Origin of the sequence: Nocardia anaemiae NBRC 100462 (assembly GCF_001612725.1) — a bacterium.
Taxonomy (GTDB): Bacteria; Actinomycetota; Actinomycetes; order Mycobacteriales; family Mycobacteriaceae; genus Nocardia; species Nocardia anaemiae.
This window is the reverse complement of the sequence record NZ_BDAZ01000002.1, coordinates 1-18031: the sequence shown is the minus strand read 5'-3', so window position 1 is coordinate 18031 and position 18031 is coordinate 1. Positions and strand designations below refer to the sequence as shown.

The following is an 18031-nucleotide window of genomic DNA, read 5'->3' as shown; positions in this document are numbered from 1 at the left end:
GTGCTCTTCTCACCGCTGCGAGTTGCGGCTCCTGCCGCCGAACAGGGCGAATGCCAGACCTCCGCCGAACAGTACGACCGCGCCGACGATGAAGACCCACAGCGGAATTCCCTCGGAGTCCTCGCCACCGCCGGAGTTGTTCTGGCCGTTGGCTTTCGGGCCCGGGGTACCGTTGCCCGCCTTGGTCAGGGTGAAGCTCAGCTCGCCCTTGACCGGATGGCCGTCGGCGGAGGTGACCCGATACCCGATCTTGTAGACGCCGGTCGGGCCGAGTTCGCCGACCGCGACGCTGACGGTCGGGCCGTCCACCTTCGGGTCGCCCTTGGACCACAGATTCCCGTCCGGCCCCACCACGGTGAGAGCCGGAAAGCTTTCCTGCAGTGGCTCATTGAAGGTGATGCTGACCCGCTCCGGACCGGTCTCGACGCTCGCGCCGTCGGCGGGCACGCTGCTGACCGGCGTGGAATGGGCCGCCGCCGTTCCGGCCGCGAGCGCGCCCATGCTCAGCAAGAGCAGGCCAGCGACCAGCCCGGTGACCATGCGACGCATGGCGGTGCCGCGCTCGCTCATGCCCGGCGTCCGCGGATCACATTGCCCAGACCGAGCGCGACGCCGAGCAGGCCGAGCGCGAGACCGATGCCGCCGAGCCAGCGCGCGGTGTTGTCGGTGTCCTTCGCCTTCGCCGAGGCGGCGGCCGAACTGCCGACGTGGTGGTCATCGCCGTCAGCGGAGGCCGCCGCCAGGGTCAGCATCGGTGCGGGATGCTCGGGTTCCGAACCGTCGGCGCCCATCGGCTGATCCCATTTGACGACCTTGCCGTCGCTGTAGGTCTGGGTGGCCGGGAAGCTGACCATGTCCTGGGTCGGCAGCGGGCCGACCGAGAGGACGAAGCGCTGGAACTGGCCCGGCCGGACGCCGGGCGCGCCGGGGTCGGCGGTCCAGGTGACCGAGGTGGCCTCGGCCTTGTCATTGCGGTCGACCTTGGAGCTCCAGCCCGGGATCGGCTCGGTGCGGGCGCTCTTGAGATTCGGCAGGGTGACGGTGAGCCCCGTGGTGTTCGCGGTCTCCGATTCGGTCGGGACCTTGAAGGTGATCACCGAGTAATTGCCCTGCGTCGCGCCGGGTGCGTCGGCGGTGACGTGTGCGGCGGCGGTGCCGCCCGCGAGGAGCACGAAACCGGCGGCGGCTACGGTCGTGCAGGCGTGCTTGATCTGCGTACGCATGGATGAAGTGCTTTCTGTCCGAAGAGGTTTGGGTGTGGCGGGTCAGGCCGACACCGGTGGCGCGCGCGGACCGATCGCGCCGTTCGGATGAAAGCGGTAGGGCCGGAGAATGGGATCGGACCAGCGCGACGGACCGGTGAGCGCGAGCGGTGATCCGGCGGTGGACACCGCGCGAATCACGCTGGACGCCAACGCATAGAGCCGTTCGGCCAACAGGATCAGAGCGACGCAGCCGAGCGTTGCGATCGAATGCGCCGACAACATCCAGCCGGTGGGCAGATACGGGTCGAACTGCGTTGCGGCGGTGTGGGTGTGGCCGTGGTCGATCAGTCCCGATAGCACCGCGTGCCCGGCGAGCTGTCCGAGCGCGAGCGGACCGAGTACGGCCAAACGGCCGTCGGTGTGCCACAGCTGCCCGGCAACCCATCCCATGGACGCCGAAACAACCAGCAGCAGTGCGGATTCGGCCGAATCCGGAAATCCGCCACCGGCCGCTCCATGTGCGGTGATGGCGAGCGCACCGACCGTGCCGCCGACCAGCCAGCCGCGTGGGCTGCCGGAGGGTTGGCCGGGGGACATCAGAGGGATCAGCCGACGCCGAGGCGCGCCAAAACGTCCGCCTCGATACCGGACAGCTCGCTCGAAATCGACGCGTGTACGGCCCGACGACGCGTCGCGGGCATCTGCTCCGCGGTCCGGATCGCGGCGGTCAGATTGCCGAGTCGATCCTGGGTGGCGGCAACGAATTTCTGCGTCTCACCCTTGCTCGCCTTGTCGCCGGTCTGCGCGCCGATCTTGTCGAGGGCGGCTTCGGTGTTGGAGATCCGCGCCTGCAGCCGACCGCCATGGCCGCTGAAATCACCGAGCTGTTCGACGCCGACGCCGAGCTGATGCGCCCGACGGGTATCGATCCAGCCGCGGATGTAGGTCGCGGCACGGTAGGCCAGCGGTGCGAGTACGGGCACCAGCACCCGGGCGACACCGAGGTACTTGCTGACCTGGCCCGCGGTGAACGGGTCCCGCTCGGCTTTGGCGGCCACCTTCAGTGCGGCCTTCTCCTCGGCCTGCAATGCGGCGATCTGCGCCTTGGCGACCTTGCGCTGGGTGCGGGCCTCCGCGCGGCGGGCCTTGCGGTCGTTCCTGGCGCCGAGTTTTGCCTCCATCGCGGCCTTGTGTTTGAGGGCCTTCGCCTCGGCCCTGCGGCTCGGCCGCCGCTTGCGCTTCGTGAACAACCCCATCGAAGGCCCTCCTGTGTCTGATTTGCCGCGCCTGCGGCGCGGCGTGTTCGCGGCCCCCTGGTGTCTCGCGTCAATGGCCGCGCCTTCGCGCGGACGTGAGACGGGCCGCGAACGTCGCTCGTAAGACTCGCTCCGAACGGGTCGAGTGATATTGAATCATTCCGTTGCAGGACTACCAGTGCATAGGTCTATCACGCCGCCCAGAGGTGCACCACGCGACTTCAGGATGTATTGGGCGGCCTCATGTCAGGCGGTTCGCGGAGTTGTCAGGGGTCTGGACCATACTGCGTATGTGTATTCGGGCAGCGGTGACCGCGACGGTCACAATCACGAAGGCGTAGCCGACGAGCGGCAGGCCGAGGTGAACACTGCGTCGATATCCGCCGAGCCGACCGCATTCGTCGATGCCAGAGCATTGATCGGCTGTCGGCACCGATTGCATTTGAATGCCGCGCATCCGGACCTGCTGACCGGAGTGATCGAGGATGCCGGGGTCCGGCAGCGCAGGGAGGCGGCGAGCGCGCATCGCACCAGGGTGCGCGAGGCACTGATCGCGGCGGATCCGGACAACTGGGTGGTGATCGATCCGACGCTGCGCGCGGGGGAGCGGGCCGCGGCCACCATGCGCGCGTGTGCCGAAGGCGCACAACACATCTGGGGCGCCCTGCTGCCCCAGGAACCGGACACCGGCCGACGCGGCGGTTCGGAGATCCTGCTGCGCGATACCGATCGCGGCGGCTACATCCCGGTCATCGTGGTCAATCACAAGGTCACCGATCCGCGCCAGCCCGAACCGGCCGACTTCCACCCGACCACCTCGGATCCGTACCACTGGGATCCGCAACCGGATCCGCATCGCAAACTGCGCCAGCAGCCCCGCGATCAACAGCGGCTCGCGCATCTGTACCGGATGCTGCAGCGGCACGGTCTGGCCAGTCCGGCGCTGGTCGGCGGCGTGATCGGCTATCACTTCGACCGCATTCTTGTGCACGATCTCGGCCCGCTGCTCGCCGATTACGACCGGCGCTATGCCGATCGAATCGCGGTGGTGCGCGGGGAATTGCCGACGGTTCCGTCGAAGGTGCCCGAATGCCGCCAGTGCCCGTGGTGGACGCGCAAAGCACCCGCCGACGAGGCGCGGGTCGCGGGTCAGAGCTGCGAGGGCTGGCTGACCGAACATCGGGACGTGAGCCTGGTCGCGCCCGGTTCCCGCGCCGAGGTGCTGCGCGGCCACGGCGTCGAGACCATCGACGATCTGGCCGCCTGGGTCGGCGACGATCCGGAGGACTGGCAGCACGGCCCGTTCGACGAGGCCGTGGTAACCGCCCGCGCGTGGCTCGCGGGCGCGCCGCTGGTGCGCCGGGTCGAGCGGGTCTGGGTGCGTCGGGCCGATGTCGAGGTCGATGTCGATCTGGAGAGCTTCCAGGAGTACGGCGCATATCTGTGGGGCACGCTGCTCGACGGCGTGTACCGCCCATTCGTCACCTGGGATCCGCTGCCCACCGAGGATGAAGGCCGCTCCTTCGGCGAATTCTGGACCTGGCTGATGACGGTGCGCGCCGAGGCCATCGCGGCCGGGAAAACCTTTGCCGCCTACTGCTATTCGCGTACCGCCGAGGACAAGTGGCTCTACGAATCGGCGCGCCGGTTCGCGGGGCGGCCCGGGGTGCCGACAGTCGAGCAGGTGCGCGCATTCGTCGACGGACCGCAATGGGTGGATATGTTCCAGGCCGTCTCCGATCAGTTCATCTGTCCGAATGGCAAGGGGCTCAAGAAGATCGCGCCGGTGGCCGGTTTCTCCTGGCGCGATCCGGAGGCGGGTGGCGAGGCGTCGATGAGCTGGTATCGGCTGGCCGTCGGCTACGAGGGCGAACCCGATCCGAGTCAGCGCACCCGGTTGCTGGAGTACAACGAGGACGATGTGCGGGCCACCATGGTGCTGCGCGAATGGATGCATCCACGCTCCGCACGGGCCGCTGATCCACACCGCGCCGACATCGAGGTGCCCGGTCTGGCCGACTTCGGGCAGATGTCGGCGGATGTCGGATAGCCGCAGCGGTACCATCGCGACGTGACAGAGCACGTCGAACAACTCGAGTTCCAGGCAGAAACCCATCAGCTGCTCGAGCTGATGATCCATTCGGTCTACTCCAACAAGGACACATTCCTGCGGGAGCTGATCTCGAACGCCTCCGACGCGCTGGACAAGCTGCGGCTGGAGTCCTTCCGCGATAAGGATCTGCACGTCGACACCGCCGATCTGCATATCGAGCTGGCGGTCGACAAGGACAACCGGATCCTGACGGTCAGGGATAACGGCATCGGCATGTCCCGCGCCGAGGTGGTCGATCTGATCGGCACGCTGGCCAAATCCGGCACCGCGGAGCTGCGCAAGAAGCTCAACGAGGCCAAATCCGAGGCGGCGGCCGAGGAGCTGATCGGCCAGTTCGGCATCGGCTTCTACTCGACCTTCATGGTCGCCGACAAGGTCACGCTGACCACCCGCAAGGCAGGCGAGACCGAGGGCACCCGATGGGAGTCGGCCGCGGGCAGCTCGACCTACACCATCGAAACCCTCGACGAGGCCCCGCAGGGCACCGCCGTCTCACTGCAGCTCAAGACCCCGGACGAGGACGACCACCTCTTCGACTACACCCTGGAGTGGAAGCTCCGCGAGATCGTCAAGAAGTACTCCGACTTCATCGCCTGGCCGATCCGCATGCAGGTCGAGCGGACCGTCACCGAGGGTGAGGGCGAGGAGAAGACCGAGAAGACGATTCTCGAGGAACAGACCCTCAACTCCATGAAGGCGCTGTGGACCCGCCCGAAGAGCGAGGTCAGCGACGAGGAGTACAAGGAGTTCTACAAGCACGTCAGCCACGGCTGGGACGATCCGCTGGAGATCATCCCGATGAAGGCCGAGGGCACCTTCGAATACCAAGCGCTGCTGTTCATCCCGTCGCACGCGCCGTTCGATCTGTTCACCCGCGAGCACAAGCGTGGCGTGCAGCTCTACGTCAAGCGGGTGTTCATCATGGACAACTGCGAAGAGCTGATGCCGGAATACCTGCGCTTCGTCAAGGGTGTGGTGGACGCGCAGGATCTGTCGCTCAATGTCTCCCGCGAGATCCTGCAGCAGGACCGGCAGATCCAGATGATCCGCAAGCGCCTGGTGAAGAAGGTGCTCTCGACGGTCAAGGAAATGCAGGGTGCGGAGGATCAGCAGAAGTACCAGACCTTCTGGAAGGAGTTCGGGCGCGTCCTCAAGGAGGGCCTGCTCTCGGACTTCGACAACCGCGAGACACTGCTGCAGGTTTCCTCGTTCGCCTCGACCAACTCCGAGGACGAGCTGACCTCCCTCGCCGCCTATGTCGAGCGGATGAAGGACGGCCAGGACGCCATCTACTACATGACCGGCGAGACCCGTCAGCAGGTCGAGAGCTCCCCGCATATGGAGGCCTTCAAGGCCAAGGGGCGCGAGGTGCTGATCCTGACCGATCCGGTCGACGAGATGTGGGTCGGTTCGGTCACCGAATTCGACGGTAAGCCGTTGCAGTCCATCGCCAAGGGCGAGGTCGATCTGGAGACCGAGGAGGAGAAGAAGGCCACCGAATCGCTGCGCGAACAGCAGGACAAGGACTTCGCCGAACTGCTCGCCTGGCTCGGCAAGACCCTGGACAGTGTCAAGGAGGTGCGCTTGACCAACCGGCTCACCACCTCGCCCGCCTGCCTCGTCGGTGATGTCTTCGACTTCACCCCGATGCTCGAGCGCATGTACCGCGCCTCCGGTCAGCTGGTGCCCGAATCCAAGCGGATCCTCGAGCTGAACCCGACCCACCCGCTGGTCACCGGCCTGCGCGACGCCTACGACTCGCGCCGGGACGACGCCGACGCGGGTAAGGTTCCCGAGCTCACCGAGACCGCCGAATTGCTCTACGGCACAGCGGTTCTCGCCGAGGGCGGCGAACTCAAGGATCCGGCCCGCTTCGCCCAGATCCTGACCGAGCGGCTCACCCGCACGCTCTGAAGGTCGACCGGCCAAAAATGCGGGAGTGAGCGGTTCACATAGGTTCCAACCTGTGTGAACTGCTCACCAGGCCTGCGACGACCCGCGGCGCCGACGCGACTATCGTGGCACTTGATCTGGCTTGAATATGCGGGGAGGCGGGCTAGCTAACGTGCCGAATGCGAACGGGCCGGTCATCCGGGCCGCACGTGCCGATGACTACGACGCCATCGCCACCGTTATAGACGACTGGTGGGGGCGCTCGGTGTTGCCGCACCTGCCCAGGCTGTTCCTCGACCATTTCTACCGAACCAGCCTGGTCGCCGAGGTGCCCGGCGCCGGACAGCGGGAACCGACCGAATGGCTGGCCGGATTTTTGATCGGCTTCCTCTCGCCGTCGGAATCGGATGAGGCCTATATCCACTTCGTCGGCGTCGATCCGCAGTCTCGCAAGAGCGGCCTCGCGCGCGAGCTCTACGAGCGGTTCTTCGCGATCGCCAGGGCGAATGACCGCCATATCGTGAAGGCGATCACCGCCCCCGGCAATGACGCCTCGATCGGCTTTCATCGGCACCTGGGTTTCACGGTCGCCGGACCGGTGCGCGACTACAACGGGCCGGGCCATCACATGATCACCTTCGAACGCAAGATCTGATCTGCTTGGCGCACAGTGAGTTCGGCCGGAGTTGGTAGGTTCCGGGGGTATCACCCGGTTAGCCTTGGACGGTCGAAAGGATCGTCAACTGATGTCTGGTAACCCGCTTGCCGCCGCCGAACCGTGGGATCTCGTCGCCGACGGATATGCCGAATTCGGACCCGCGATCATGGCGCCTTTCTCCGCACACGCACTCGAACTCGCCGGTCTTTCGGCGCGATCACAGGTGGTCGATGTCGCGGCGGGGCCGGGCACGCTGAGCCTGCCCGCCGCCGAACGGGTGGCGCGGGTATCGGCCATCGACTTCTCCGAGCCGATGATCCAGCGCCTGACCGAGGACGCACGCGCCGCCGGGCTGACCAACATCGACGCCCGGGTGGGGGACGGGCAGGCGCTGCCGTTCGACGACGCGAGTTTCGACGCCGGTTTCTCGATGTTCGGGCTGATGTTCTTCCCGGATCGGGCCAAGGGTTTCGCCGAACTGTTCCGGGTGTTGCGCCCCGGTGCCACCGCCGTGGTGTCGAGTTGGGCTCCGGTGGCCGAATCATCGCTCATGCGAATGATGTTCGGTGCCTTCGCCGCCGCCGATCCGACTATTGAAGAACCCCAACCCAACTTCCTCAACCTGGAAAATCCGGAGGTCTTCGCGACCGAGATGCGCACCGCGGGCTTCGCCGGTGTGAGCATCCAACGCCACACCAGCACACTGAGTTTCGCCGACGCCGACGAAATGTGGGAGACCATGATGCGCAGCAGCGCCCCGCTGCTGCTGATGCGCCGCACCGTCGGCGAGGAAATCTGGGCTGAACGTGTCGCGCTGATGCGCGCCTACCTAGCCGTCAACTACCGTCCGAATAAACCCCTCTCGACCACGGCCTTCCTCGGCATCGGTCACAAACCGACCGCCTGAGAAAGCACACGCGAACGCCCCGCCATCCAGCGGATGACGGGGCGTAATTGTCTTGCGCCGCAGGCCCTTTAGCGCGGGGCCATGCGCAGAGCGCCGTCCATGCGGATGGTCTCGCCGTTGAGGTAGTCGTGCTCGACGATGTACTGCGACAGCTGCGCGTACTCGTCCGGGCGGCCGAGGCGCGATGGGAACGGCACACCGGCCTCGAGGCCCTTGCGGTATTCCTCGGTGACACCGGCGAGCATCGGGGTGTCGATGATGCCGGGGGCGATGGTGTTCACCCGGATGCCGAACTGGGCCAGATCACGCGCGGCCGGGACGGTCATGCCGTGCACGCCGCCCTTGGAGGCCGAGTACGCGATCTGGCCGATCTGGCCCTCGAATGCGGCGACCGAGGCGGTGTTGATGATCACGCCGCGCTGGCCGTATTCGTCGACGGTGTCGGTCTTGGCGATCGCGTCGGCGGCCAGGCGCATCACATTGAAGGTGCCGAGCAGGTTGACGGTGATGACGGTGCGGAACAGCTCCAGGTCGTGCGGGCCGTTCTTGGACAGGATGCGCCCGGCCCAGCCGACACCGGCGCAGTTCACCACGATGCGCAGCGGCGCACCGGATTCGACGACCTGCGCGACCGCGGCGGAAACCTCGTCGTTGCTGGTGACGTCGGCGGGGATCAGGGTGACGCCGTCGGGCACGTTATCCCCGGCGCGCTCGATGGATTGAGGTACGTCGAGTCCGAAGACGGTCGCGCCCAGATCGGCGAAACGCTTGGCAGTGGCGGCGCCGAGGCCGGATGCGCCTCCGGTGATGATGGCGGCGGAACCCGAAATCTCCACGATGGTCCTCTCGTTCGTGACAGCCAGTTGGCCCTTCGTCAATTGCACCCTAACCGGTGCCATGCGAGAGGCCGATCACGGCTCCCTCGCACCGATGCCCGCCCCCTATAGCAGCGTCGGATAAACGGAAAATTATTTGCGAACATGTGTGTTCGCGGCTGGTATCGTCGCAGCTATGCAGCATCGCGAAGCGATTCGATCAGAGGTGGTGGCCGGGTGACGGGTCGGCACCTGTTTTCCGCCCCGTCCGTGGCCGGACGCCGGATTCTGATCACCGGCGCGGCGCGCGGCATCGGGGCCGCGCTGGCACGGCAGCTGCACGCGAAAGGGGCGAAGGTAGCGCTGCTCGGGCTGGAGGCGGATCTGCTCGCTGAGGTGGCACGCGAATGCGGTGACGCACCATGGCGCTATTGCGATATCGCCGATCACCGGCAGGTGGAGCGAGTGGTGAGCACGCTGGTCACCGAACTCGGCGGGCTGGATGTGGTGGTGGCCAATGCCGGGATCGCCAAACAAGTGGCGCTGCTCGGCGGGGATCCGGCGGTTATCGAGGAGACGCTGGCGGTCAATGTGCTCGGCGTCTACTACACACTGCGCGCGGCCGGACCGCACATCTGTCATCCGAACGGATACGCGCTGGTCGTCTCGTCGCTGGCGGCCGCGGTGAATCTGCCGCTGGTCGGGGCCTACAGCGCGTCGAAGGCCGGGGTGGAGGCGCTCGGCAATACGTTGCGGCACGAGGTCAGGCATACCGGCGCGAAGGTCGGGGTCGCGTATTTCGCCGAACTCGACACCGATATGACCGCGCGCGGCTTCGGTACCGCCGCCGCGCGGGCCATTCTCGGCCGGTCCACGGTGTCGGGAGTCGCACCGCTCGGTCCCGCCATCGATGCGGTCGAGCGCGCCATCGCCCGGCGCAAACGTCAGGTGGTGTCGCCCTGGTGGGTAGCGGTGGTGTTGCCGTTCCGGCCGATCGCCCAGCGCGTCATCGATATCTCGCTGCGGCGCGGGGTGGCGCGGGCGTTGGAGATCGCGCGCACCGAAGATGCGCCCTTCACCACCGACCAACCGGCCAGACCCCGCAAAATGGAGCGACCGGCGTAGCCGGATATCGTCCGCCCGACCCTCGGAGCCATGGAATGACCGAATCCGCCAGCAGCGCACGCCAACTCCCGCGGGGGCGACACGGCCTGCCCCGGGAGCAGGTGATCGCCTCGCAGCGCGAGCGGATCCTGAGCGCGATGGCCGAGGCCATGGTCGAGAACGGATACGTCGGGACCTCGGTCGCGGCCATCCTGAAGCGGGCCGGGGTTTCCCGGGAGACCTTCTACGAGCAGTTCCGTTCCAAGGAGGATTGTTTCGAGGCCGCCTACGAGCGGGCCGTCGAGTTGCTGATCGCGAATATCGCGAATGCGATCAGCGGCGATGCGCGGGATTCGGCCGACCCCGCCGATCCCGACCGGATGGGCCGCATCCTCGAGGCTTACTTCGACGGGCTGATCGCCGAACCCGCATACGCCCGCCTCTACCTCGTCGAGGTCTACGCGGTGGGCGCGAAGGCCGTCGCCCGCCGGGCGCAGATGCAGGAATCCTTCGTCGCGATGATCGCCGACGTCCTCGACGCCCGCACCGAGCAACAGCGCTTCGCCTGCCAAACCCTCGCCGCCGCCGTCAGCGCCATGGTCACCGCCCGCGTAGCCGTCGACGACCTCCCCGGCCTCCGAGCCCTCCGCGAACCTCTACTCGACTTGGTCCGCCGCAGCGGCAACCTCTACGGCGAGGCGATGCGCCAGTTCGAAGTGCGAGCCTGAGCGGCAGCGGGGTGTATCGGCCCGCGCACCGTCGACCTGGATGTCAACGTCTCGGCGCGCGTTGGACTTGCTGTCGGCGACGGCTGCCGCCCGAGTGCAGGTGCGCAGGCCGATCCTGGTCCTGGTGCGCCGCCGTGACAACCGCTACGGCGAAGCGATGTTGCGTCAGTTCGAAGGACCGGCTTCAGCGCGAGCGATCAGCGCCGCTGTTCGGCGGGTTCGGCGACCGCGACGGGGTCCGAATTGCGCCGGGCACGCCGCGAGCGAATCAGCAGGGCGATGCCTGCCGCGGCCGGGGCGGCGGTGGCTAGTGCGCCGCCGGTCAGGATGCCGAGGTCGGGGCTGGTGGCGGTGAGCAGGCTCGCGGTGCCGAAGTAGAGGAACAGCAGGCCGGAGCAGATGCCGATGACATGTTCCGGGAGATGTTTGCCGACCAGAATGCCCGCGGCGATGGCCAGGGCGTCGGCGGCGACCATGCCGAGAGTGGAGCCGATCCAGACGCCGACCCAGCTGTTGTCGGTAGCCAGGGCGGCGGTGGCGAACATGGTGCGGTCGCCGAGTTCGGCGAGTAGGAAGGCCGAAAGGACCACGAAGTACGGCGCGGTTGTCGAACGCGGCGGCTCGGTCTCGGTCTCGGCATCATCGCTGCCGAAATGTTCGCGCAGCGTCCACAGACCGACAGCCAGGAACGTGAGTGCGGCGACCAGGGCGATGGCCCGGGTGGGCAGCGCGGCACCGAGGAAATAGCCGACCCCGACCGAGATCAGATGTACCGCCGCGGTGGCGCTCGCGATGCCGCCGAGCACCACCCACCAGCGGTGGCGCAGCGCGAACGTCAACGCCATCAGCTGGGACTTATCACCCAATTCGGCGAGAAAGACGATTCCGACGCTCAGCAATATCGTCGTGATCATGTGGTGTGCACTCCCGGCCTGTCGGCCGGAAGATCGGGTTACGCCTCCGGCCGACAACGAAATGGTTGTCTCGGCCGAAGGTCTCGCCCACCGGATCTACGCCGGTTCACGCGGCCGGGTCCGCGCCCTCGTGGGGCGGCGGACCAGTATGTCGACAGCGCAATTGCGGGCTACTCCCCTTCGCTACCACCGACTGTACCCCCGCAGCCGCAATCACACCAACCCGCTGTAACCGAAATCGCAATGCGCACAATAAGTTTGGCCATCCAACCAGCAAGTTTCGGCTACCCGCACAGATCCCCGAGCACGCGCTCATCCAGAAGTGAGCTAGCCCATGGCAATCCGCGCGAAGTCATCGCATACCGTTCGACTACCTCGCACAACGTGCAACCTGTGCGAGGTAGCCACTGGCTATGCGAGGAGCTCAGGCGGCGAGGAGCATGGCGAGGACCGCGGTGTCGGGGTCGCTGATCGGGTCGAGGCCGACGCGGCTGACCAAAGAGGTGACGGTGCCGTCGGATTCGGCTTCGGCCCAGGCTGCCCGGTGTTCCAGGCCCAGGTGTGGGACGCCGGGCAGGAGTACGCATCCGGATGCCACGCCGACGCATTCCGGCAGCGATGGCCGGGTCTCCGAGGGCGGATGCAGCATCAAAAGCGCCGGTGGCACATGATCGGCGAACCGGCCGGGTTCGAGCGCCTGATCACCGAGCACCGGTCCCTCGGCCAGCACCAGCCCGACGGTGCCCGGCTCCGGATCATCCGGTAGTTCCTCGCGCACTCCGAAGACGGTCGAAGTGGTGAGCAATCCTGGATAGGAGGCGACCCGCACGGCGAGCACCAATACCTGTGCCCATTCCTTGGTGGTGTCGGGCCAACGTCCGGAGATGACGAACCCCCGCAGCGATCCGCGGGCCTGGAACGGCGTGATGCCGATAGGTCCGTTCGTATGCATGATGCCTCCCGTGATCTAACCGGGGGCGGCTTTGCCCGTCCTCGAACTGTGGATGCTCGAGGATGCGCCAAAACTCAGTTGGCACACAAGTACCAAAGAGTGCTAATCGGACACCGCAAAGCAACGAGCCCGCGAACCGAGTCGGTTCGCGGGCTCGCGGGCGGGAAAGCTCAGCCGAAGATGAGGCCCTTTGCCTGGCCGACGGCGCGCGCGAAGCGCTCCTGCACGTCCTCCCAGTTGACGACGTTCCAGAACGCGGTCACGTAGTCCGCCTTGACGTTTTTGTACTGCAGGTAGAAGGCGTGCTCCCACATATCGACCTGCAGCAGCGGGATGATGCCGAGCGGCACATTGGCCTGCTGGTCGTAGAGCTGGAAGGTCAGCAGCTTCTGGCCGAGGGTGTCATAGCCGAGCACCGCCCAGCCGGAACCCTGCAGGCCGTTGGCCGCGGCGGTGAACTGGGCGCGGAACTTGTCGAACGAACCGAACTGGTCGTCGATCGCGGCGGCCAGCTCGCCGACCGGCTTGTCGCCACCGTTGGGGGACAGGTTCTTCCACCAGATCGAGTGGTTGACGTGGCCGCCCAAGTGGAAGGCCAGGTTCTTCTCGTTCAGGAAGATCGCGCCGTGGTCGCCCGCCTCGCGTGCGGCCTCGAGCTTCTCCAGTGCGGTGTTGACGCCGGCGACATAGGCAGCATGGTGCTTGGAATGATGAATCTCGTTGATCTGCCCGGAGATATGGGGCTCCAGGGCGCTGTAGTCGTAATCCAGATCTGGCAACGTGTACTCAGCCACGATGTCCCTTCCTAATGTCTGGGCCGTGTGTGCCCGCCGTCTCGAGCACACTCAACCATCATTCGTACACCCGCTCGTTTGCAACCGCGGTCCTCGCCCCCACATTCCGTGCGCAGTGCGCTGGACAACCGACGGTACGACTGATTTCGTGGGTACATGGGGTAACTCGCCGGGTCCGTCCGAAACTCGGCCAGGCACACCCACGCAGGACCTGAGACCAGGCCGTGCGGCACTCGACTCGTATGGCCCGAATACGCGGAGAGGCGGATGAGCACCATGTCCTGGTACGACGAACTGGTCGGACGGCTCCGTCTTCCCGAGCCGGCGATGGTGACGCCGGAACAAGCGTTGCCGGGTCGTCCGGACCCGCTACTGGTCTCGGATACCCACTATGTGAACGGTCGGCCGATCCATCCGCCGTTTCCGGAAGGTCTGCAGGTCGCGGTGTTGGCCATGGGTTGCTTCTGGGGTGCCGAGCAGGAGTTCTGGCAACTCGACGGTGTCTTCACAACGGCGGTCGGGTACGTCGGGGGCTATACCCGGAACCCGACCTACGAAGAGGTGTGCAGCGGGCGCACCGGCCATGCCGAAGCGGTACTGATCGTCTTCGATCCGCACGTCATCGACTACGCCGGTGTGCTGCGCCGGTTCTGGGAGAACCACGACCCGACCCAAGGCATGCGCCAGGGCAACGACCGCGGCACCCAGTACCGCTCGGCGATCTTCACCCTCGACCCGGCGCAGGCGCGGCTCGCGCGCAGCACCGCGCAGGCCTTCGGCGAACGGCTGGCCGCCGCCGGCTACGGCGAGATCACCACGGAGATCACCGAAATGCCTGGACAGGGCGGGACGGATCCGCTGCGGGCGCTGCCCGAATTCTTCTATGCCGAGAGCTACCATCAGCAGTATCTGGCCAAGAATCCCGGCGGCTACTGCCCGGTTCACGCCACCGGGGTCAGCTGTCCGGTCGGACTCGGTGCCTGAAAGGGCCGCACACCCAGGTGTGCGGCCCGAGGGGCGCTAGAGCGGCGGCACGATTCCGGCGCGCATAGTCCGCGGATCGCCCTCGTCATGTGCTTTCCACCAGCGCACGCCGCCGGCGATGAATTCCTTCAGCGGGATTTCGGCGCCGTTGCTGTCGTGAATCGTGATGCCGTCGAACCACACGCGCACATCGAGTTCGCGCGGGTCGATGCCCTCCTCCTGGGAGAACTCGAGTACGTGCGTGGCGGCGTGCGAGTCGATCTGGGTGTCGAAGCTGAGCAGTTCACCCCAGTGCACCCAGCCACTGTCGTCCACATCGATGAATTCCCAGCCGTGCAGTCGTCCGCCGCCGAAGCTGCGGATGGCAGCGTCCAGATTTTCCAGCTGTAGCGGCAGCACCCTGGGCGCCACATCGTCCCATTCCTGAATGCGCAGCGATGCCGCGACTCGACTGACCCCGGTGAGGGTCAACTTCACGCGGTAGTCCTCGGGCGCGGGTCCTTCGACCGGAAGCGTCAATACCTCCAGGTCGAGGCTCAGTTGCGCACTCGCGGTATCGACCTCCACGCCTAGGCATGTGGCCTCGGAGAGCGCTGTGTTGAGTGCTGTCGTATCGATTCCGTCGAGAAGCCCCCTGCTCACGTTCATGCACCCAGGCTACCGACAGCCCCTGCGGGAACCCGGTATTTCAGTTTTTCGCTGGTGTTCTCGATTTTCCGGGGAACCGATCTGCGATCGGCCGCGTCCAAGTAGATATCGGGACCGGCCCAGCCTCAGGTCCCGAAGCAGCGGCGAATGACCGCTCCGGGATGGCAAGGAGGGGAGTCCCGGATCGGTCGTTCGTACCGCGAACTGCTCCAGCAATCCCTGGGGATCGCCCATCCGGTGCCGCATTCACTGCATCAGTCCTTGTAGATCGACATCTGCTCGATGGCTGACGACCGTGAATGGTGTGCTGACTGATAGCTGTGGGTTGTGGATCAAGTTGTGGATTATGTGGATAACTTTGACCGAGATATGTACAAGCCACCCGGGAGCGGGGCATCGGACAGGATCCAGAAGCACAGAACATACCCGAGGTAACGTGCCGATGTCGAGGCCGTGAAGTGCCCGTCGGGCACCCGCATAGCGGGGCCGGAACTCCCCCGCGTAGCGCCACCCATGGCAGGATCGAAGCGTGACGAGCCCCGAAGTGTCGTCGGTGCCGGTGGAAGCCGTACCGGACGAATTCGATAAGACCCAGCGTGTCGCGGCGGACTCCCCGGCGGCGATTCTGCTCGACGTGCGCGAGGACGACGAATGGCAGCTCGGACACGCACCGGGGGCGATCCACATTCCGATGGCCGACGTGCCCGCCCGTGTCGACGAGCTCGATTACGACGCCCAGCTGTACGTGATCTGCCGCCAGGGCGGCCGTTCCATCGAGGTGGTCAAGTACTTGGCGCACATCGGATACGACGCGGTCAATGTCAGCGGTGGCATGGTGGCATGGCAGCGGGTCGGTCGACCATTGGTTGCGGACGGCGATCACCAGGCGAAGATCTACTGAGGCCAGAGAGAGGGGCACCCGGCATGAACGTCAGGCCTGGAGGCGGCAGCCTGCGTAACCACGGAGGGCCCGGGCATGCCGCAGGGGAGACAGCATGAACGTCAGGCCCGAAGGCGCCAGCCTGCGTAACCACGGACGGCCCTGGCCTGCCGCAAGGGAGACGCCGTGAGTACGGTGGTGCAACCGTGTGCACGCTGTGGCGCGCGCTGGGCAGTGCAGACGACGCCGATGCACTGGTGCCCGCGCTGTCGTGGCGTGCTGTTGTCACCGGCCCCCATCGACGCCCCCGCCGAGCGGCGCAATTACCGATGGGTGGCGCGCCGCCCCGATCAGCGCATCCGCAAGCTGAGCTCGGGTCGGCCGCGGCCATCGGTGGAAACGCCGCGCTACCAACATATTCCGCGCTGGGGCCTGCTGGATCCGCCGGTCGAATCCGCGCCGGCGCCACAGCGGCCGCTGGACCGGCTGACCAACCGGGCGAGTGTGCTACTCATCGCGACCGCGGCGGTTTTCGCGGTCGCCGCCTGCGCCGAACTGGGGCGCTATCTGATCTTGCTGCGCAACCGCACCCGGCTGATTCCGTCGTGGCTGCTGCACGTCTCCGATGCCATGGTGTGGCTTTCCGCATCGGTGGGTCTCGCGCTCGGATTGATCACCGCGATCGCGATGCTCGGCTGGTTGATCGAAACGCGCCGGGCCGCCTTCGCCGCGGTCGGTCGCCGCGACCCGCGGTTGGTCCGGACGCTCGCGCTCGGTTGCCTGATACCGGTGGTGAATCTGCTGTGGCCCGGTGTTTTTCTCACCGAGACGGTCGCCGTGCGGCCGGATCCGCGGACGTTGCGGGCGGTGCGCATCTGGTGGGTGGGCTGGGTGCTCGGCGCCGGTTGCACGGTCGCGGCGCTGCTGTGGCGGACCGCGGATACCCTGCAGGCCAAGGCGGACGGTGTGCTGTTCACCGCGTTCACCGATCTGGTCGCGGCCGGGGTCGCGGTGCTGACCCTCTGGGTGCAGCGGTCGATGACCGATCGAGACCTGTTCGGCCGCACCAGGATCGCGCGCCGGTGGGTGATCGCCGTCGATCCGGCGGTGCCCGTCATCGAACCGGTGCAGCCGGGTGGCGGCGCGTCGAAGCAGCCCGTCGCGCTGGAAATGAGTACACCGCACCGTGAGCACGAGGAGGTTTCGGCCAAGTGAGCCAGGGCAGTCGCGCACCGTTCGTCGTCGCGCACCGGGGAGCGTCGGCGGCGCGCCCGGAACATACGCTCGCCGCGTACGAGCTAGCGCTGCAGGAGGGCGCCGATGGCGTGGAGTGTGATGTCCGGCTGACCAGGGACGGCCATCTGGTCTGTGTGCACGACCGCACCGTCGACCGGACCTCCTCGGGCACCGGACTGGTCAGCGAAATGACCCTGGACGAACTCGCGGGACTCGATTTCGGGGCCGACGGCGCACCAGCGTCGGTACTCACCCTCAGCGAGCTGATCGAGCTGGTACTCGACTGGCGCAGCAGGCCGACCAAGCTGTTCATCGAGACCAAACATCCGGTGCGCTACGGCGCGCTGGTGGAGAACAAGCTGCTCGCCGAACTCCAGCGCTTCGGCATCGCCACCCCCGCCTCCGCCGATCACTCCCGCGCGGTCGTCATGTCTTTCGCGGCCACCGCGGTCTGGCGGATCCGCCGTTCGGCGCCGCTGCTGCCGACGGTCCTGCTCGGCGAATCGTCGCGCTACCTGGGCGGCAGCGCCGCGACCACGGTCGGTGCGACCGCCGTCGGTCCCTCGGTGAAAACCCTGCGCGAACATCCGGACCTGGTGGACAAGGCCGCCGCAGCGGGCCGCGCCACCTACTGCTGGACGGTAGACGATCCCGACGATGTGCGGCTGTGCGCCGACCTGGGCGTCAGCTGGGTCGCGACCAACCACCCGGCCCGCACCAAGGCCTTGCTCGCCGCGGCCTGAGTCGAATCGCTTCGGCCCAAACTGTTCGGAGCGGTGCGACGAGCTATCGCTCAGTCAGCGCACGGGTGACGACCACGGATGCGTCTTGCGAGCGGCCCGTCTCGTGTGCGAGTCGTCGGAGTGCATGCGCTGCGGGCGTGGGACTCGACCGCCTGGCACGCGTGCATCAAGTGCCGAACATCCCGCCATCACCAACCACAA

Annotated in this window: 19 protein-coding genes; 10 read left to right on the top strand and 9 right to left on the bottom strand. The window is 66.6% G+C overall.

What is annotated here, in order from left to right:
* Positions 1-9: 9 nt before the first annotated feature.
* From NA5_RS02260 to NA5_RS02245, 4 genes are read right to left on the bottom strand one after another with little or no spacing between them, the layout of a single operon-like run.
* A complete protein-coding gene (locus NA5_RS02260) occupies positions 10-570 on the bottom strand; it encodes a copper resistance CopC family protein (RefSeq protein WP_371856363.1) in 561 nt (186 codons plus the stop codon).
* Positions 567-1223, bottom strand: a complete 657-nt coding sequence (locus NA5_RS02255) for a YcnI family copper-binding membrane protein (protein WP_062981385.1) — start codon at positions 1221-1223, stop codon at positions 567-569. The genes NA5_RS02260 and NA5_RS02255 overlap by 4 nt, the downstream gene beginning before the upstream one ends.
* Before the next feature lie 42 nt (positions 1224-1265).
* A complete protein-coding gene (locus NA5_RS02250) occupies positions 1266-1802 on the bottom strand; it encodes a hypothetical protein (protein WP_062981383.1) in 537 nt (178 codons plus the stop codon).
* Between the two features lie 8 nt (positions 1803-1810).
* Positions 1811-2461, bottom strand: coding sequence for a DUF6474 family protein (locus NA5_RS02245; RefSeq protein ID WP_062981381.1), 651 nt, complete (start codon positions 2459-2461; stop codon positions 1811-1813).
* A gap of 292 nt (positions 2462-2753) precedes the next feature.
* Here NA5_RS02245 and NA5_RS02240 point away from each other — a divergent pair, with 292 nt between their 5' ends.
* The 4 genes from NA5_RS02240 to NA5_RS02225 all read left to right on the top strand — a co-directional run bounded on the left by NA5_RS02240 (position 2754) and on the right by NA5_RS02225 (position 8032).
* Entirely contained in the window at positions 2754-4511 is a 1758-nt protein-coding gene (locus tag NA5_RS02240) for a TM0106 family RecB-like putative nuclease (protein ID WP_371856362.1), read from the top strand.
* A 21-nt stretch (positions 4512-4532) separates the two neighbouring features.
* On the top strand, positions 4533-6488 hold the full coding sequence (htpG, locus tag NA5_RS02235; RefSeq protein ID WP_062981379.1) for a molecular chaperone HtpG: 1956 nt from the start codon (positions 4533-4535) through the stop codon (positions 6486-6488).
* Positions 6489-6639: 151 nt separating this feature from the next.
* Entirely contained in the window at positions 6640-7122 is a 483-nt protein-coding gene (locus tag NA5_RS02230; RefSeq protein WP_245672051.1) for a GNAT family N-acetyltransferase, read from the top strand.
* 91 nt (positions 7123-7213) lie between these two features.
* A complete protein-coding gene (locus NA5_RS02225) occupies positions 7214-8032 on the top strand; it encodes a class I SAM-dependent methyltransferase (protein WP_062981376.1) in 819 nt (272 codons plus the stop codon).
* Between the two features lie 68 nt (positions 8033-8100).
* Here NA5_RS02225 and NA5_RS02220 read toward each other — a convergent pair whose 3' ends face one another.
* Positions 8101-8868 (bottom strand): SDR family NAD(P)-dependent oxidoreductase, encoded by a 768-nt coding sequence (locus NA5_RS02220; RefSeq protein ID WP_062981443.1) that lies wholly within the window; start codon positions 8866-8868, stop codon positions 8101-8103.
* A gap of 216 nt (positions 8869-9084) precedes the next feature.
* On the opposite strand from NA5_RS02220, the gene NA5_RS02215 reads away from it, so the two are divergent.
* Entirely contained in the window at positions 9085-9972 is an 888-nt protein-coding gene (locus tag NA5_RS02215) for an SDR family NAD(P)-dependent oxidoreductase (RefSeq protein ID WP_245672050.1), read from the top strand.
* A gap of 35 nt (positions 9973-10007) precedes the next feature.
* Positions 10008-10679 carry a TetR/AcrR family transcriptional regulator gene (locus NA5_RS02210; RefSeq protein ID WP_062981374.1) on the top strand — a complete coding sequence of 224 codons (672 nt, stop codon included), beginning with the start codon at positions 10008-10010 and terminating at the stop codon, positions 10677-10679.
* A 197-nt stretch (positions 10680-10876) separates the two neighbouring features.
* Here the strand turns inward: NA5_RS02210 and NA5_RS02205 are convergent, their stop codons facing one another.
* The 3 genes from NA5_RS02205 to NA5_RS02195 all read right to left on the bottom strand — a co-directional run bounded on the left by NA5_RS02205 (position 10877) and on the right by NA5_RS02195 (position 13339).
* On the bottom strand, positions 10877-11593 hold the full coding sequence (locus NA5_RS02205; RefSeq protein ID WP_062981372.1) for a TMEM165/GDT1 family protein: 717 nt from the start codon (positions 11591-11593) through the stop codon (positions 10877-10879).
* A 424-nt stretch (positions 11594-12017) separates the two neighbouring features.
* Positions 12018-12545, bottom strand: a complete 528-nt coding sequence (locus NA5_RS02200) for a hypothetical protein (RefSeq protein WP_062981370.1) — start codon at positions 12543-12545, stop codon at positions 12018-12020.
* A gap of 170 nt (positions 12546-12715) precedes the next feature.
* Complete coding sequence (locus tag NA5_RS02195; protein ID WP_040685719.1) at positions 12716-13339, bottom strand: superoxide dismutase; 624 nt, start codon at positions 13337-13339, stop codon at positions 12716-12718.
* A 276-nt stretch (positions 13340-13615) separates the two neighbouring features.
* On the opposite strand from NA5_RS02195, the gene msrA reads away from it, so the two are divergent.
* Positions 13616-14323, top strand: coding sequence for a peptide-methionine (S)-S-oxide reductase MsrA (msrA, locus tag NA5_RS02190; RefSeq protein WP_062981439.1), 708 nt, complete (start codon positions 13616-13618; stop codon positions 14321-14323).
* Positions 14324-14359: 36 nt separating this feature from the next.
* Here the strand turns inward: msrA and NA5_RS02185 are convergent, their stop codons facing one another.
* The gene (locus NA5_RS02185; RefSeq protein ID WP_062981368.1) at positions 14360-14971 is read right to left on the bottom strand and encodes a hypothetical protein; all 612 of its coding nucleotides are present in this window, start codon (positions 14969-14971) and stop codon (positions 14360-14362) included.
* Positions 14972-15500: 529 nt separating this feature from the next.
* Between NA5_RS02185 and NA5_RS02180 the strand changes: the two genes are divergently transcribed.
* The 3 genes from NA5_RS02180 to NA5_RS02170 all read left to right on the top strand — a co-directional run bounded on the left by NA5_RS02180 (position 15501) and on the right by NA5_RS02170 (position 17830).
* Complete coding sequence (locus tag NA5_RS02180; protein WP_174555183.1) at positions 15501-15872, top strand: rhodanese-like domain-containing protein; 372 nt, start codon at positions 15501-15503, stop codon at positions 15870-15872.
* 165 nt (positions 15873-16037) lie between these two features.
* Positions 16038-17066 (top strand): DUF4328 domain-containing protein, encoded by a 1029-nt coding sequence (locus NA5_RS02175; protein ID WP_245672049.1) that lies wholly within the window; start codon positions 16038-16040, stop codon positions 17064-17066.
* The gene (locus tag NA5_RS02170; protein WP_062981362.1) at positions 17063-17830 is read left to right on the top strand and encodes a glycerophosphodiester phosphodiesterase; all 768 of its coding nucleotides are present in this window, start codon (positions 17063-17065) and stop codon (positions 17828-17830) included. Before NA5_RS02175 ends, NA5_RS02170 begins: the two co-directional genes overlap by 4 nt.
* The last annotated feature ends 201 nt before the right edge of the window (positions 17831-18031 follow it).